Genomic DNA, 16468 nt, shown 5'->3' on the forward strand with positions numbered 1-16468 from the left:
TTTAATAGCATTAAAATTAATTTGCAATTCTTTCTTTTTAGTTATTGATAAATTGATTTTCTTTCTCAAAATTATCACCCCTATAATTTTTTCTTGCATTGGTATTAAGTTCCATTTCTATTCCAAATGCAAAATCGTTTAAATTTTTAATTTTTTCATTGTAAAATATTTTAGATAATTTGCTTTGATGAATAAATTTATAAATTTTATATGGTGTTTTTAAGCAAGAACTCATAACACATATTTGACCTTGGCTGTTAAATAGTTTATTATTAGCAGCATTTTTAATTGTAATTAACAAAGGTAAAATATTGAAAACTTTTGGATATTCTTTAAAAAGTGTTTTAATTTTTCTTTGTAATTGTTTTTTTTTAGCTTTTAATAACAGATTTAAATAATTTAAAGCCATTTCAATTTTATCTTTATTTTTTAAACATTTTTCCCAATCTATATAAAATCCTAAATATGTATTTGTAGGCTGTGGTTTGTCTATAAAACCGTTAAAAGTAAGCTTGTTTTTCATATTATCCCTTTAGAGCTGGCTAATTTTTCACTTTCAATTTTAATTGCCATTTTTAAAGCTTTTGCAAAAGCTTTAAAAAGTCCTTCGGCTTTATGATGTTCATTTTTACCTTTTACTTTTAAATGTAAACTTACTCCCATAGTATAGCTTAGAGAATAAAAAAAATGTTCTATCATTTCTGTGCTTAAGGCTCCTAGGTGGGATTTTTTAAATTTTGCTTTATAAATTAAATGAGGACGATTACAAAAATCAATCGCACAACTTGCTAAACATTCATCCATAGGTAAACAAAAACCATATCTTGCAATACCTATTTTATCTCCTAAAGCTTTTTTAATGCAAGTACCAAGTGCTAAGGCTACATCTTCAACACTATGGTGTTCATCAATTTCTAAATCACCTTTACAAAAAATTTCAAGTCCTATATTAGCATGTATGGCAATTTGTTCTAACATATGATCAAAAAAATCAATACCTGTATGAATATCTATTTTTCCACCGTTTAAACACACTTTTACTCTGATTTTTGTTTCTTTGGTGGTTCTTTCATAATTTGCACTTCTAAAAGAGCTTAAAATTTCATTTTCTATATCTTTCCAGGTTAAAATACCATATTTTAAACCACGTATACCTAAATTTGAAGCTAAGTTTATGTCACTATCTCTATCACCTATAACAAAACTTTGTTCTTTATCATAAAGCTGGTGTTTGATATATTCTTCTAATAAACCCGTTTTTGGTTTTCTACATGTACAATTTTCATGTTCAAAATGCGGACAAATAAAAATATCTTGAAATTCTATCCCACAACTTTGTAAAATATCTAGCATTTTTTCATGAGGGTTTTGAAATGTTTTTTGTGGGAAGCTATGGGTTCCTAAACCATCTTGATTGCTTACCATAACAAATTTAAAACCAAAATTTTTAAGCTTTAAAAGCACAGGAATAGCATCTTTTTCAAAATATAATTTTTCAAGAGAATCAACTTGAAAGTCATTTTTTGGTTCTTTTATTAAGGTTCCATCTCTATCAATAAAAAGAATTTTTTGACTCATTTTAAACTCTTTAAACGAAAAGTTACTGCATTTTTGTGTGCTTGTAAACACTCATTTTGAGCTAAAATTGTAACACTTTTACTTAAGGCTAAAAAACCTTCTTTATTAAGTTCTTGTACTGTCATTCTTTTACTAAAATCAGCTAAACCTAAGCTAGAATGGGTTTTAGTAAAACCATAAGTTGGTAAAACATGATTAGTCCCGCTTGCATAATCTCCCATAGATTCTGGAGAATAAGCTCCTAAAAATATTGATCCTGCATGTTTAACATCTTTTAAAAGTTCACGTGGATTTTGAGTTTGTATGATTAAATGTTCTGGGGCATAAGCATTAGAAATTTCTAATGCTTGTTTTAAATCTTTAGCAATAATAATTCTTGAATGATTAATACTTTTGCTTGCAAGTTCATATCTTGGAAGTTTTTGAATTTGCTCATCAATTTGTTTGCTTACTTTTTTAGCAAAGTCTTCACTTAAGCATATTAAAATAACTTGAGAATCTGCTCCATGTTCAGCTTGAGATAATAAATCACTGGCTACAAATTCCACATTAGCTTTTTCATCAGCTATGACTAAAACCTCGCTAGGACCTGCTTGCATATCAATGGTTACTCCATTAATATCATTACTAACTTGACGTTTAGCTTCAGTAACAAAGGCATTGCCTGGACCAAAAATTTTATCTACTTTTGTAACACTTTGTGTTCCATAAGCTAAAGCTGCTATAGCTCCTGCGCCACCCATTTGATAAATTTCATCTACACCGCAAAGTTGGGCACAAAAAAGTACAGCATCATGGATTTTTGCAGGACTTGCTAAAACAATTTTTTCACACTGGGCAATTTTTGCAGGAATAGCAAGCATTAAAACAGTTGAAAATAAAGGTGCTAATCCACCTGGTATATAAAGTCCTACCTTTTCTATAGGACGTGTTAAAACTTCACATTTAACCCCTTTAGTAGTTTCAAGAGAAATATCATGAGGGATTTGTGCTTCATGAAATTTCTTTATATTGTTATAAGCTACTAAAATTGCTTCTTTTAAGTCTTGATCCAAGCGTGTACTTGCTTGCTGGATTTCTTCCTGAGTGATTGCGATATTTGTAATTTTAGCTTTATCAAATTTTAAAGCTTGATTGATTAAAGCTTCATCACCTTGTTTTTGGACTTCTTTAATGATAGAACTTACTATTTTTGTGATTTCATCTTGTGCTTTTATAGCTGGACGTTTTAAAGCTTCTTCTTTTTGTTTTTGATTTAAATTATCATAAATTAAAATTTGCATTTTTGACTCACTTTAACATTTTTTCTATAGGTAAAACTAAAATGGAACTCGCCCCTTCTTCTTTTAAGGCTTCCATAGTTTCCCAAAAAAGATTTTCTTTACTTACCATGTGTAAAGCTACATTTTTTTCATCATGCGCTAAAGGCAAAATGGTCGGTTTTTCAACTCCTGGTAATAAAGATTGGATTTTATCAAGTTTTTCTTTTGGGGCATGTAGCATAATGTATTTTGATTCTTTTGCTTGCATAACTCCTGAAACGCGTAGCATAATTTTATCTACTAAAGCTTGTTTTTCTTTACTTAGAACACTTTCTTTTTGGATTAAACAAGCACGCGATTGGTAGATTACTTTAACTTCTTTAAGGTTATTGGCTTGTAAAGTTGCACCACTTGAAACCAGATCGCAAATTGCATCAGCTAAATTAGATCTTGGAGCTACTTCAACTGAACCTGTTAGCATACAATTTTTGTAATTTATATGATTTTCTTTCATAAAACGTCTTAAAAGTTGTGGATAAGAAGTAGCTATTCTTAAGCCTTCAAAATCTTTTAAATTATCAAATTTTTTATTTTGAGGTAAGGCAAGAGAAAGACGACAAAAACCAAAATCTAATTTTTTTAATAATTTATAATTTGGATTTTCGCCTAAAGATTGACGTTCAAGTTCATTTTCTTCTAAAACATTTTCTCCTATAATTCCTAAATCTACAACCCCATCAAAAATAAGTCCAGGGATATCATCATCCCTAACGCGTAAAATATCTATAGGTAAATTTGTAGAAAAAGCAATTAAACTTTGTTCATGGATATGCATTTTAATCCCACATTTTAAGAGCAGATCTATAGATTCTTTTGAAAGTCTACCTGATTTTTGTATAGCTATACTCAAACGAGTATTTTCTTGCATATCATATCCTTAGAAATTAAAATTAAAATGACTATATTAGCATAAGTAGTTGAATTTTTAGCAAGGCTTTTTAAAATAAATGAATTTAATTTTTATTTAAGATAATATTTGAAGCTTTTTTTATTTTTTAAAAAAAATAAAAAGATAAATCCTAGCAAGGCTAGGATATTAAGCTACAAATTCAATAAAAGCCATTTCAGCAGCATCACCGCGGCGTATTCTTGTTTTAATAATTCTTGTGTATCCACCATTGCGATCTTTAAATTTTGGAGCAATTTCTGTGACTAGTTTATTTGTAACGTTTTTATCTTGTAAAGAAGCAAAGACCACTCTATGAGCGTTAAAATCTCCAAGTCTTGCTCTGGTGATCAATTTTTCTATATAAGATCTTAATTCTTTAGCTTTTGGCAAGGTTGTTTCAATCTTGCCACTATTAACTAAAGCTATGGTTAAATTTTTTAATAAGGCAGCACGATGAGATGAAGTTCTGCCAAGTTTTCTATATCCATGTTTATGTCTCATTCTTTTATCCTTCGTTTTGTGCTTTTAATTCTGCGATTTTATTTTTAAGTATTTCTTTATTATCGCTAAGCTTAGAAGTTCCCACAGGAAAACCTATACTCTCCATAATATTTTTAATTTCATCAAGAGATTTTTTACCTAAATTTTTAAGTCCTGCTAGTTCATTTACACTCATTAAAGCAAGTTCTCCTATGTAAACTATTCCTGCCTTTTCGAGGCAATTATAGCTTCTTGCACTTAAATTTAAATCTGTGATATTTTGTAATAATTTTGTATTTTCTAATTCATTACTCGTTGCTTGATTTTTGATCATACTTCTAACATTAGTAATCTTATCAAATACTGATAATTGTTTATACATAGCTTCTAAAGCATTTTGAAAAGCTTCATTAGGTGTGATTTGCCCATCAGTTGCTACAGTTAAAACTACTTTTTCATAATCAGGATTATCTTCAAATAAAACTTTTTCAATATCATAGGTTGCTTCTCTTACGGGTGTAAAAAATGCATCAAGAGCAATAAATTTAGGATCATCAAGAAGTTCTTTAATTTCCTCGCTTGGAACATAACCAATACCTTTTTCAATGATTAAGGTAAATTTAAGTTCTGCATCTTCATTAATAGTTGCTAAATAAGCATCTGTGTTGACTACTTCTACTTGATCATTATTTAAATCTTTACCATAAATTTCTTTAGAACCTTTAAAATTAAATTCTACTATTTCTTTATTAGAATCATTTTTAATTTTAAAACGTAGTTTTTTAAGATTGATAATAAAAAGTGCTATATCTTCAAGCATACCACGCATACTATCAAATTCGTGAGCTACACCATCAATATAAATTGCAGTGGGAGCATATCCTATAGTGCTAGTATAAAGTAAGCGGCGTAGAGGATGGGCTAGGGTGATTCCATAACCAATCTCAAAAGGCCAAGCACTGATTTTAGCCACAGTATCGCTAATATTTTCTATCGTAAATTCTGTTGGCGTATAAGCTGATGTTGTAATATTTCTCATATTTAGCCCTTATTATTTAGAGTAAAGCTCGACGATAAATCTTTCCTCTACTGGAATGACAACTTCTTCTCTTTCAGGTTTTCTAGTGAAAATTCCAAATCTTTTGTCCTTTTCAACATCAACCCAAGCAACTATACCAGTTTGTGCTGTAAGCTCAATAGCTCTTGTAATTTGTGGATTGTTTTTGCTTTTTTCAATAATTTCAATTTTCGCTCCAGTTTCTACTCTAAAACTAGGAATATCTACCCTTTTGCCATTTACTAAAACATGTCCATGAGTTACAAGTTGTCTAGCAAAACGGCGTGTTGTAGCAAAACCCATTCTATAAACTACATTGTCTAATCTTTGTTCTAAAAGTTGTATAAGTAAAACCCCAGTATTCCCTTCTTTTCTAGCTGCTTCGCTGAATAAACGACGGAATTGTTTTTCACTTACGCCATACATAAATTTAGCTTTTTGCTTTTCTCTTAGTTGTAATCCGTATTCGCTAATTTTCCCTTTTCTTGCTCCGTGTTGTCCTGGTGCATAAGGGCGTTTATCTAGGGCACTTTTACCTGCTAGCCTTCTTTCTCCTTTTAATGCTAAGCTAACACCAAAGCGTCTTTCTAATTTTTCTACTGGTCCTCTATATCTTGCCATAATATTCTCCTAAATTTTTCTTATATTTTAGACACGACGACGTTTAGGTGGTCTGCAACCATTATGAGCTAATGGGGTAATATCTTTTAAGAAAGTTACTTTAATACCTTCTATAGCACCTACGCTTTTAACAGCAGTCTCTCTACCGCTTCCTGGTCCTTGCACTTTAATACCTACTTCTTTAATTCCGTGTTCTTTTGCCTTATTTAAAGCATCTTCTACTGCTTGTTGTGCTGCATAAGGAGTAGATTTTTTAGAACCTTTAAATCCTAATCCACCTGCACTACTCCAAGCAATAGCATTTCCCATTTCATCTGTAACAGTTACCATAGTATTATTAAAAGTTGCACTAATGTAAACAATACCTTTTGCTATATTTTTTTTAACTACTTTTTTCTTTACAATTTTTCTTTTTGCCATGATTTATCCTTATGATTTTGCACCAACAGTTTTGCGTTTACCTTTTCTAGTTCTTGCATTTGTTTTTGTTTTTTGTCCACGAACTGGTAAACCTTTTCTATGTCTTAAGCCTCTAAAGCTTCCTAAATCCATTAGTGCTTTAATATCCATAGCAACTTGTTTTCTTAAATCTCCTTCTACCATGTAGTTTTCTTGAATTTCTTTTCTGATTGCTGCTGCTTCATCTTCGCTTAATTCATGAACTCTTTTATCATAAGAAATTCCTACTTTATCTAAGATTTTTTTTGAAGTAAAAAGTCCTATACCATAAATATAGGTTAGTCCATACTCTATTCTTTTTTTCTTTGGTAAATCAACACCTGCAATACGAGCCATATTTATCCTTGTCTTTGTTTATGTTTTGGATTTTCGCAAATAATGCGAACTATACCCTTGCGGCGAACTATTTTACATTTATCGCACATTTTTTTAACCGATGGTCTCACTTTCATGAGAATCTCCTTGTAAATAAATTCCACTTGATTTACGACTACATCAGGTTTTTTTATGAATAACCAACTATTTTTAAAATAAGTGGTAGATTTTAAAAATACTTCTTTCATAGAGTTTGATGTAATTTGTCGCAAAAATTCTAATTGTATCTAAAATTAACTTTTAAATAACTTAGAATTACTTATATCTAAAAGTTATACGTCCTTTATCAAGACTATAGGGCGTAAGTTCAACTTTAACTTTATCCCCTGGCATAATTCTTATATAATGCATACGCATTTTTCCAGCAATATGACATAAAATTACATGTTTATTGTCAAGTTCTACTTTAAAATTTGCATTTGGTAATGCTTCAAGTACTGTGCCATCAATTTCGATTACATCATCTTTTGCCAAATGTTCTCCTTTCAAAAATTTAAAAAGGCTTTATTTTATCTAAAATTATAAAAATTTTTACTTAATTTAAATAATTTATTTAAGATTAAAATTCTTATTTTCAATGTATGAATTTTTAAATTTTTTATGTGAAATTTTTTATTTATTAGGTAATATTTAAGATTTAAGTTATATTACAGATTTTGTTTGTATTATAATTAAGAACATCTAAATAATTTAAGATTGATTCTTTTTGAATTTTTGTTTGACTAAGTTTAGAAATAAATTAATAAAATAAAGCCTATTTTATAAAATGAGATGATATTTTAGAATTATAGTATAATTAAAAATTGATGTTTTTAAATTTTTTAAGGTATTAATATAATGGAAAAAAAGAAATTAAAAGCTAAAGAATTAAAAATTTTAGGACTATCTTCTTTAGGTGGAACTTTAGAATTTTATGATTTTATTATTTTTGTTTTTTTTGCTCAATATATTGCTAATGTATTTTTCCCTAAAGGTATAGATGAATTTTGGGCTTTATTAAATACTTATGGGGTTTTTGCTATAGGATATTTGGTGCGTCCTTTAGGAGGCATAGTTATGGCACATTTTGGGGATAAATTCGGACGTAAAAATATGTTTATGTTGAGTATTTTACTTATGGTGCTTCCTACTTTTATTTTAACTTTTATACCAGGTTATGAAATTCTTGGATTTATGGCCCCTGTTTTGCTTATAATAATAAGAGTTTTTCAAGGTATAGCTATAGGCGGAGAGCTTCCTGGAGCTTGGGTTTTTATAAGAGAACATTGTCAAGAAAATCATAAAGCTTTCTTTTTAAGTTGTTTAAATTCTGCTATGGCTTTAGGGATTTTATTAGGAAGTGTGGTATTTTTATTTATTAATCTTCTTTTTAGTGTAGAAGAAATTGGAGCTTATGCTTGGCGTATTGCTTTTTTTATAGGTGGAATTTTTGGAATCATTTCTGTTTATTTACGTAAATTTTTACAAGAAACTCCTATTTTTAAACAAATGCAAGAAAAATCAGATCTTAGTTCTTTTCCTCTTAAAGATTTGTTTAAAGAAAAAGGTATTTTTAAAAAAATATTTTCATCTATGGCTATAAGTTGGGTTTTAACAGGTTGTGTTGTGGTGCTTGTTTTATTAATGCCTAAATTTATGCCTAGTATTTTGAATTTAAGTGAGGTTCAAGCTAGTTATTTACAGATTTTAGGAATTTTAGGTATAGCTTTTGGTGGAGTTTTTGTAGGTTATCTTGTGGATAAATTGGGTTTATTTAAAATTTGTATTGTATTTTCTTTGGTTTTTATGTTCTTTTCTTGTTTATATTTTTATGTTTTATATGAATTTAAAAATTTGATTTTTGTATGTATTTTATATGCTATTGTTTGTTTTTTAGGAGGAATTAATGTTTTTGCTCCAATTTTAATGAGTGAGGTTTTTAAAGCTAAGATAAGATTTTCAGGAATTTCTTTTTCATATAATATTGCCTATGCTATTTCAGGAGGCATAACTCCACAACTTGTTTTTTGGTTTAATACTCTTGCTACTAAAAGAGAAAATCCATTTTTATACGGTATGAGTATATATATGATTTTTTTATCTTTTTTGGCTATTTTAGCTGTTTTAATTGTAAAAGATCAAATACAATTTAATAAACATTCTTAATTATTTATGGAATAAATATATGTCTTTTATTTTAGAACTGCTAAAACAAAATAAATTGAAATTAATATTTTTTTTATTATTTTCTTTTATAAGTAGCATACTTGGGGTTTTAATTCTAGTTTTTATTAATAATTATTTACTTAAAAATGTACAAAATATTCCTATTTTTTATTTCATTGTTTTACTTGGGATATTTTTTATAAGTTCTACTATGGTTGAATTTGGACTTAATATTTTTGGTCAAAATTTTATTTTTAAAATGCAAAGGCGTGTAGTAAAACAAATTTTAGATACTCCTTTATTAAAAATAGCTAAAATAGGTAAAGCAAAAATTTTAGCATCTTTGGGGAGTGATATAAGAAATATATCTTTTGGACTTTTAAGACTGCCTGATTTTTTACAATCAAGCATATTAATTTTTTGTACTAGTATTTATTTGTATTATCTTTCAAAACCTATTTTTATTTTGTGTATGATATGGATAATGGTTGTTTTTCTTACTAATAATTTTTTAATGATTAAAGTGTATCAATATTTTCGTAAAGCAAGAGAAAATGATGATGCTTTACAAAATAATTATCAAAATATACTTGATGGACATAAAGAACTTTTAATGAATCGTTATAGAGCTAAACTTTATTATGAAGATGAATTTGAAAAAAATGCTAAATTAAAAAAGAAAAATAGCACTTTGGGAAATTTTTTTAATAATCTTTCAAATAATTGGACAAATGTGAGCCTTTTAGCTTTAGTTGGAGTGGAATTTTACTTAGCATTAAAATTTCAATGGGCTAGTGTAGCAGATGCTACTACTATAGCTCTTTCTATTTTATTTTTACGAACCCCTTTAGTTTCTATGATAGGATCTTTTCCTACTTTGCTTTTAGCAAAGATTGCTTTAGATAAGATTGCTAAATTGGAATTAGATACATATGTAAAAAATTTTAAAAAAATATCTTATATTAATGATTGGGAGCGTATTATTTTTAAAGATATTGAATTTACTTACGATGGAAATTTTTCTTTAAATCCTGTGAATATAGAACTTAAAAAAGGTGAACTTGTATTTTTAATAGGTAAAAACGGAAGTGGAAAATCGACTTTTTGTATGCTTTTAACAGGGCTTTTTAAAGCAAGTAAAGGTAGGATTTATCTTGATAATATGCTTATAAATGATGATAATTTAGATCAATATAAAGCCCTTATTTCAACTGTATTTAGTGATTTTCATCTTTTTACTAAAACTTTAAGTAAAGAAGAATTTGCTAGTGAAGAAAAAATTGCGTTTTGGCTTAAATTTTTAGAACTTCAAGATAAAACAAAAATCCAAGATCATGATTTAAGCTTAACTCAGCTTTCTACAGGACAAAAAAAGCGTTTAGCTATGTTTATAGCTTTACTTGAAGAAAGGGATATTTTAGTACTTGATGAATGGGCTGCTGATCAAGATCCTGTTTTTAGAAGGTTTTTTTATAAAAAACTTTTACCTTTATTAAAAAATCAAGGTAAAACAATTTTTGCAATTACTCATGATGATACATATTTTGATATGGCTGATAGAATACTTTTAGCTAATAATGGTAATATCGAAGAATTACATGGGGATAATAGAAATTTTTTAGCTATTAAAGAAGTAGAAAAATTTTAATTTTATAATTTTTGAAAAATAATGATATTAAGGATAAAGTATGAAGCAATTTTTATTTTTTATTTTTATGTTAAGTTCAAGTCTTTTTGCTCAATCTTATGAAATAGTTAAAGAACCAATTTTAACTCATCAAATGGTTAAAGGTATACTTGAATTAGCTCAAAAAGAAGCAAGAAAAGAAGGTTTTAATGTTAGTATTACTATAGTGGATAAATCAGGACAAATTTTAAAAGGGGTAAAAGAAGGGATAATTCCAGAAGATATACGCTATTTAGATGATAAATTTTCTATTATGCCAGGAGGTGTTCCTATTATGCTTGATGGAATTGTGATAGGGGGTATAGGTGTAGGAGGCGCTCATTTAGAGCAAGATGTTAAAATAGCTAAAGCAGGGTTAAAATTCTTAAAATAACCCATGCTTCTTATTTTTTAAGAATGATTTTTTTTCATATAAAGATCATTTTCTATATCTATATAAAATTTAGCTATTTTGCCATAAGCAGCTTCCCAAGCTTTTAAGGTTGTTTCATCTGCATTTAAAAGATTTTTAATAGCCTTTAAAAGGCAAGCACCTACTATGGGATAATGTTCTTCTTTTACACCTAAATTAACATGGGTTATAGCAACCTTATCAACAAAAGATTTAGTATTTTCTAGATTTTCTATGTTTTTAGCTGCCATTAAAATTGCCATGGCTAAAGCTCTTGGTTGATCTCCTGATATTTGTTTTTCCATGTTAAACATAGGTTTTACTTCAGGATAATCATTAAACATTATTTTATAAAATTCTTTTGTTAAATTTTCTCCATTTGTTTGTAAAATAGGAACGCAGTCTTTAATAATTTGAATTTGTTTTTGTGTCATTATTTCTCCTTGAAATATAAATATTTAAAATTAAGGAGAGATTTTATCTTGAAATTTAAAACAAAAAATTGATTTAGGTTAAAATTGAAACTTAATCTTAATAATTTAAATCAAAAATTATAATAATTAAATTGCTAAATTTTAATTATTGTTTAAGACTAAGAGATGTTTTTAAATGCTTATTTTATAAGGTTTGTAAAATATATTTACCTAAAAATTTATAATATAATTGATATGAAAAATTAATTTTAAAACTTAGTACTTTTATCCCCCATATAGGCTTGCGACTTCATTAATTTTATTTTATAATTTTTAAAATATTTTAGAGTGAAAAAGGTTTTCTCATGTTTAGATTTTTGATTTTTATATTGTTATTGTTAGTTAATTTAGAAGCTAAAATTTCTAAAGATACTTTAATTGTTGCAGTTGAAAATGAAATTTCAAGAATTAACCCTGCCTATAGTGAAGATCATGATGCGTATATTAATCTTGTATTTTCAGGTCTTACGCGTTTTGATGAAAATATGGATTTAAAGCCAGACTTGGCAAAATCGTGGAATGTTAGTGCAGATGGGCTTATTTATGATATTTTTTTAAGAGATGATGTTTTATGGCATGATAAGGTTAAATTTAGTGCTGATGATGTAAAATTCAGTCTTGATGCTTTTAAAAATCCTAAAAATAATTCTTCAGTATATGTGAATTTTGAAGATATTAAAAATGTAGAAGTTTTAAACCCCTATCATGTAAAAATTACACTTTTTAAACCTTATCCTGCATTATTAGATGCTTTAAGTATAGGAATGTTGCCTAAGCATTTATTGGATAATAAAGATTTAAATACTGCTTCTTTTAATCAAAATCCTATAGGTACAGGACCTTATGAATTTGTTAAATGGAAAAAAGGCGAATATGTAGAATTTAAAGCTAATGAAAATTTTTATCTTGCAAAGGTAAAAACTCCAAGATTGATTATAAAGCATATTTTTGATCCTTCAATAGCAAGTGTAGAGCTTAAAAATGGGAAAATTGATGCTGCTTTAATTGATGTTTCTTTGCTTAATATTTTTAAAAATGATACTCATTTTACTATTTTACGTGAAAAATCAGCTGATTATAGGGCTTTAATGTTTAATCTTGATAATGAATTTTTAAAAGATTTAAAAATAAGACAAGCTTTAAATTATGCTGTTGACAGATACAGTATAGTAAAAAATCTTTTACATGGTTATGGTTTTGTAGCAAATCATCCTTTAGAAAATTCTTGGGCGAATCCTAAAAGTTTCCGTACTTATGGATACAATCCTAAAAAATCTGAAGCATTACTTATAAATTCAGGTTTTAAGAAAAATAAAGATGGAATTTTTGAAAAAAATGGAAAAATTTTAGAATTTGAAATTTGGGTTATGAGTAATGATCCTTTAAGAGTGAGTTTAGCAGGAATTTTGCAAAGTGAATTTAAAAAAATAGGAGTTTTAACTAAAGTTATAGCAAAACCTGCTGGTAGTTTTGATTATTCTAAAGTCGATAGTTTTTTAGTGGGTTGGGGAAGTCCTTTAGATCCTGATTTTCATACTTTTAGAGTTTTTGAAAGTTCTCAAGATAGTGCTTTAAATGATGAAGGCTGGAATTTTGGACACTATCATGATAAAAAAGTTGATATAGCTTTACAAAAAGCTAGAAATACTTTAAATTTAGATGAAAGAAAAAAATACTATAAAGAATTTATAGATGCTTTATATAAAAATCCTCCTTTCATTTTTTTAACTTATCTTGATTTTGCTTTAGTTTATAATAGTGAAATTCAAGGAATTAAAGCAAGAACTTTGGGTCACCATGGTGTAGGATTTACTTGGAATATTTATGAATGGGTTAAATAAACTGTGCTAAAACGCTTTATTTTTAGTATTTTTATAGCGTTTTTTAGCACTTTTTTGTGTTTTATTTTACTTTATTTTAGTAAAACTAGTGTGGCTTATGCTAATACAATAAATTCACAAAGTAAAGAATTTGTTCAAAGAGTAGAGCAAAATTTAGGGCTTGATAAGCCTTTATTAGAGCAATATACAATTTGGCTTTTTAAGGCTTTACAAGGAGATTTAGGAGTTTCTTTTTTAAGCGGAGAAAATGTTTTAAAATTGATAAAAGAAAGATTGTTTAACACTTTAATTTTGAGTTTAAGTGCTTTAGTATTATTGTTTTTATCGAGTATTTTTTTAGCATTTTTGGGGTATTATTATAAGGATACTTTTATTGATAAAATTATTACTTTTTTAGCATTTAATTTTTTTGCTTTACCTCCTTTTGCTTTAGCTTTGTTTTTTGTTTTAATTTTTGGAATTTTTTGGCAAGTTTTACCTATATTAGGGACAAGTGATATAGGTTTTGAAGATGATTTTTTAAACCGTTTAAAGCACTTAATTTTACCTGTTTGCGTGCTTGTATTATCTCATTTAGCTTTATTTTTAAAGATTGCTAGAAATTTTATTAATGAAAGTTTTACTCAAATTTTCATTCAAAACTTATATGCTAGAGCTTTAAAAGAAAAAGATATTTATTTTTTGGTTTTAAAATATTCTTTAAGTCCTATTATTGCTTATTTTGGAGGTACTGCTTTAAGTTTTATGATGGGAACTTATGTAATAGAAAGTGTATTTGCTTATGAAGGACTTGGAACTTTGCTTTTTAAAAGCATTCTTTTTAAAGATTACCCAGTTGTACTTGCATTAGTTTTTTTTAGCGTTTTGCTTGTAGCGTTTTTTACATTTTTAAGTGATATTGTTGCAAAAATTTTAAATCCACGATTAAGAAGGCTTGATTTTGCTTAAAATCATTTATTGTTTTATTCCTTTAATATTTTTGTTTTTATGTGCTTTTTTAGCACCTTTTTTAGCACCTTATGATATTTTAACTAGCCATTTAAATCATTTGCATCAAGCTCCAAGTTTTACTTATATTTTAGGAACAGATTTTTTAGGTAGAGATTTGTTCTCTCGTTTACTTTTTGCTTTAAGAAATTCATTGATAATAGGGATTTTTAGTTCTTTATTCTCTGTGTTTTTTGCCCTTTTTTATCTATGGCTAGCTCGTTGTTTTTTTTATATGTTTTGGATGCGTATTTTAGAATTTTTTTTAGCCTTGCCTGCTTTATTACTTATGATGTTTTTTCAAAGTTTTTTAGGAGCCAATTTATTTTTAATGATTTTTTTAATTGCTTTAGTGCATTGGTGTTTTATTGCAAGAATTGTAGAAAGTGAGTTAAAAAGACTTGAAAATTTAGATTTTTACAAGGCAAATATAGTGCTTGGAAGGACTCAATTTAAAGCTTTTTTTAAAGATTTATTACCCGCTTTAAAAACATTGATTTTTATACTTTTTGTGTTTAATATTGTCCATGCTATAGCTACAGAAGCGACTTTAAGTTTTTTTGGATTAGGACTTGGATTTGAATTTCCAACTCTAGGAACTCTTTTAAGTGAGTCTTCAAAAGCTGTTTTTATAGGAGCTTGGTGGATGATATTATTTCCTCTTGCAACTCTTTTATTATTGTTTTTACCCCTTTTATGGTTAGGTAATTTTTTGCAAAAGATTTGGGGGGTAAGATCTTGAGAATTAGAAATTTAAATATTAGTATAAAAAATAGCATTATACTTGAAGATATTAATTTTGATATAAAAATGGGCAAGGCTTTGATGATATTAGGTAAAAGTGGCATTGGAAAAAGTTTACTTGGCAAGGCTTTGGTAGGTCTTTTAGATTCAGATTTTGTACTTGATGCAGAAGAATTAAGTTTTAATCAAGCTTCTATTTTAAATTTTAATAAAAAAGAATTAAGACAATTGCGTTCTAAAGTGGCCTTAGTTTTACAAGATGCTGAACTTAGTCTTTATCCTTATCTAAATATAGGTGATTTATGCCATCTTGTTTTAAAAACTTATACTCATTTAAAGAAAAAAGAAAGAAAAGATTACGCTTTTTCTTGTCTTGAAAGTTTAGGATTTGAATATCTTGACTTGTTGTGGCATTCTTATGTTAATGAATTAAGTTTGGGTATGGCAAGACGTGTAAGTTTAGCTTTGGCTTTATTAAGTAAGCCTGAAATTTTAATTTGTGATGAGATTACTTCTTCTTTAGACAAAAAAAATGCACAAAAAATTATGCAAATTTTAAAAGAATTTAAAAAAGATGGAGCCTTGGTGTGTATTACCCATGATTTAAATTTAGTGCATTTTTTAGCAGATGAAATTTATATATTAGAAAAACATAATTCTCGATTTTTTAGTTTTGAAGAATTTTTAAAGAGTGAATATGCTTAGGGTTTCTAATTTAAGTAAATTTTATGAAATAAAAAAACATCGGTATTTAAAAAGCAAAAAGTATTTTATTTTTGAAAATATTAATTTTTCTCTTAAACAAAATGAAAATTTAATGATTGAAGGAAAAAGTGGTGCGGGTAAGAGTACCTTAGCTAGAATACTTTGCTTTTTGGAAAATCCAAGCGGCGGTGAGGTTTGGTATAAAGGTGATAATTTGCATCAACTAGATAAAAAAAGGCAAAGATTATTAAGAAAAGAAATTCAATATTGTTTTCAAGATCAAAAAATGGCTTTAAATCCTTATAAAAAAATTAAAAATTTAATACAAGATGGTTTAGAAAATTTTAATTTTAAAAAAAATGGTGATTTAATTGATGAATTTTTCGATTTTTTTAATCTAAAAAAACAAATTTTAGAACAAAAACCTTATGAGTTAAGTGGAGGAGAAGCTACTCGTGTAGGTCTTATTCGTTCTTTAATTTTAAATCCTAGTTTACTTATTTTAGATGAAATTGTTTCTACTCTTGATATAAAAAATTCTAAAGAAATTTTAAATTTTTTATATCATTATCAGCAAAAAAATTTTATTTCTTATATTTTTATTACTCATCAAAGTGAACTTTTTTATAATTTTAAATATGAGAAAATAAAACTTTAAAAAATATTTTTTATTCTAAGTTTCAATATAGAAAGTTTAGAGTAAAATAAAAAAAG

The 16468-nt window shown here is 27.3% G+C and carries 20 protein-coding genes; 8 read left to right on the forward strand and 12 right to left on the reverse strand.

Annotation, left to right across the window (positions count from 1 at the left end):
• Positions 1 to 37: 37 nt before the first annotated feature.
• The 11 genes from A2J15_RS06720 to infA all read right to left on the reverse strand — a co-directional run bounded on the left by A2J15_RS06720 (position 38) and on the right by infA (position 7255).
• Positions 38 to 523: a DpnII family type II restriction endonuclease gene (locus A2J15_RS06720; protein ID WP_066778964.1), complete on the reverse strand. Its 486-nt coding sequence runs from the start codon at positions 521 to 523 to the stop codon at positions 38 to 40.
• Positions 520 to 1578 (reverse strand): bifunctional histidinol-phosphatase/imidazoleglycerol-phosphate dehydratase HisB, encoded by a 1059-nt coding sequence (hisB, locus tag A2J15_RS06725; protein ID WP_066778962.1) that lies wholly within the window; start codon positions 1576 to 1578, stop codon positions 520 to 522. Before hisB ends, A2J15_RS06720 begins: the two co-directional genes overlap by 4 nt.
• Positions 1575 to 2861: a histidinol dehydrogenase gene (hisD, locus tag A2J15_RS06730; protein ID WP_066778959.1), complete on the reverse strand. Its 1287-nt coding sequence runs from the start codon at positions 2859 to 2861 to the stop codon at positions 1575 to 1577. Before hisD ends, hisB begins: the two co-directional genes overlap by 4 nt.
• A gap of 7 nt (positions 2862 to 2868) precedes the next feature.
• On the reverse strand, positions 2869 to 3768 hold the full coding sequence (gene hisG / locus A2J15_RS06735; RefSeq protein WP_066778956.1) for an ATP phosphoribosyltransferase: 900 nt from the start codon (positions 3766 to 3768) through the stop codon (positions 2869 to 2871).
• Positions 3769 to 3936: 168 nt separating this feature from the next.
• Positions 3937 to 4290, reverse strand: coding sequence for a 50S ribosomal protein L17 (gene rplQ, locus A2J15_RS06740; RefSeq protein ID WP_066778946.1), 354 nt, complete (start codon positions 4288 to 4290; stop codon positions 3937 to 3939).
• A 4-nt stretch (positions 4291 to 4294) separates the two neighbouring features.
• Positions 4295 to 5308: a DNA-directed RNA polymerase subunit alpha gene (locus A2J15_RS06745; protein WP_066778944.1), complete on the reverse strand. Its 1014-nt coding sequence runs from the start codon at positions 5306 to 5308 to the stop codon at positions 4295 to 4297.
• A gap of 12 nt (positions 5309 to 5320) precedes the next feature.
• On the reverse strand, positions 5321 to 5947 hold the full coding sequence (gene rpsD, locus A2J15_RS06750) for a 30S ribosomal protein S4 (RefSeq protein WP_066778941.1): 627 nt from the start codon (positions 5945 to 5947) through the stop codon (positions 5321 to 5323).
• A 27-nt stretch (positions 5948 to 5974) separates the two neighbouring features.
• A complete protein-coding gene (gene rpsK, locus A2J15_RS06755) occupies positions 5975 to 6367 on the reverse strand; it encodes a 30S ribosomal protein S11 (protein ID WP_066778939.1) in 393 nt (130 codons plus the stop codon).
• Between the two features lie 9 nt (positions 6368 to 6376).
• Positions 6377 to 6742 (reverse strand): 30S ribosomal protein S13, encoded by a 366-nt coding sequence (rpsM, locus tag A2J15_RS06760; RefSeq protein WP_066778936.1) that lies wholly within the window; start codon positions 6740 to 6742, stop codon positions 6377 to 6379.
• A 2-nt stretch (positions 6743 to 6744) separates the two neighbouring features.
• Positions 6745 to 6858: a 50S ribosomal protein L36 gene (rpmJ, locus tag A2J15_RS06765; protein ID WP_066778934.1), complete on the reverse strand. Its 114-nt coding sequence runs from the start codon at positions 6856 to 6858 to the stop codon at positions 6745 to 6747.
• Positions 6859 to 7036: 178 nt separating this feature from the next.
• Positions 7037 to 7255, reverse strand: coding sequence for a translation initiation factor IF-1 (gene infA, locus A2J15_RS06770; RefSeq protein ID WP_002781436.1), 219 nt, complete (start codon positions 7253 to 7255; stop codon positions 7037 to 7039).
• Between the two features lie 363 nt (positions 7256 to 7618).
• On the opposite strand from infA, the gene A2J15_RS06775 reads away from it, so the two are divergent.
• The 3 genes from A2J15_RS06775 to A2J15_RS06785 are packed head-to-tail and all read left to right on the forward strand — an operon-like array spanning position 7619 to position 10986.
• Positions 7619 to 8926 carry an MFS transporter gene (locus A2J15_RS06775; RefSeq protein ID WP_066778929.1) on the forward strand — a complete coding sequence of 436 codons (1308 nt, stop codon included), beginning with the start codon at positions 7619 to 7621 and terminating at the stop codon, positions 8924 to 8926.
• 19 nt (positions 8927 to 8945) lie between these two features.
• Positions 8946 to 10574 carry a multidrug ABC transporter permease/ATP-binding protein gene (locus tag A2J15_RS06780; protein ID WP_066778927.1) on the forward strand — a complete coding sequence of 543 codons (1629 nt, stop codon included), beginning with the start codon at positions 8946 to 8948 and terminating at the stop codon, positions 10572 to 10574.
• 40 nt (positions 10575 to 10614) lie between these two features.
• A complete protein-coding gene (locus tag A2J15_RS06785; RefSeq protein ID WP_066778925.1) occupies positions 10615 to 10986 on the forward strand; it encodes a heme-binding protein in 372 nt (123 codons plus the stop codon).
• 17 nt (positions 10987 to 11003) lie between these two features.
• On the opposite strand, the gene cgb is transcribed toward A2J15_RS06785, so the two are convergent.
• On the reverse strand, positions 11004 to 11438 hold the full coding sequence (gene cgb / locus A2J15_RS06790) for a single-domain globin Cgb (protein WP_066778923.1): 435 nt from the start codon (positions 11436 to 11438) through the stop codon (positions 11004 to 11006).
• A 344-nt stretch (positions 11439 to 11782) separates the two neighbouring features.
• Here cgb and A2J15_RS06795 point away from each other — a divergent pair, with 344 nt between their 5' ends.
• The 5 genes from A2J15_RS06795 to A2J15_RS06815 are packed head-to-tail and all read left to right on the forward strand — an operon-like array spanning position 11783 to position 16412.
• Complete coding sequence (locus A2J15_RS06795; protein ID WP_066778921.1) at positions 11783 to 13318, forward strand: ABC transporter substrate-binding protein; 1536 nt, start codon at positions 11783 to 11785, stop codon at positions 13316 to 13318.
• A gap of 3 nt (positions 13319 to 13321) precedes the next feature.
• Positions 13322 to 14266, forward strand: a complete 945-nt coding sequence (locus tag A2J15_RS06800) for an ABC transporter permease (protein WP_066778919.1) — start codon at positions 13322 to 13324, stop codon at positions 14264 to 14266.
• Positions 14259 to 15047 carry an ABC transporter permease gene (locus A2J15_RS06805; RefSeq protein WP_066778917.1) on the forward strand — a complete coding sequence of 263 codons (789 nt, stop codon included), beginning with the start codon at positions 14259 to 14261 and terminating at the stop codon, positions 15045 to 15047. The genes A2J15_RS06800 and A2J15_RS06805 overlap by 8 nt, the downstream gene beginning before the upstream one ends.
• The gene (locus tag A2J15_RS06810; RefSeq protein WP_066778915.1) at positions 15044 to 15754 is read left to right on the forward strand and encodes an ATP-binding cassette domain-containing protein; all 711 of its coding nucleotides are present in this window, start codon (positions 15044 to 15046) and stop codon (positions 15752 to 15754) included. Before A2J15_RS06805 ends, A2J15_RS06810 begins: the two co-directional genes overlap by 4 nt.
• A complete protein-coding gene (locus A2J15_RS06815) occupies positions 15747 to 16412 on the forward strand; it encodes an ATP-binding cassette domain-containing protein (RefSeq protein ID WP_066778913.1) in 666 nt (221 codons plus the stop codon). Before A2J15_RS06810 ends, A2J15_RS06815 begins: the two co-directional genes overlap by 8 nt.
• Positions 16413 to 16468: the final 56 nt, after the last annotated feature.

The sequence above is a fragment of the Campylobacter hepaticus genome, from assembly GCF_001687475.2.
In the GTDB taxonomy this organism is placed as follows: domain Bacteria; phylum Campylobacterota; class Campylobacteria; order Campylobacterales; family Campylobacteraceae; genus Campylobacter_D; species Campylobacter_D hepaticus.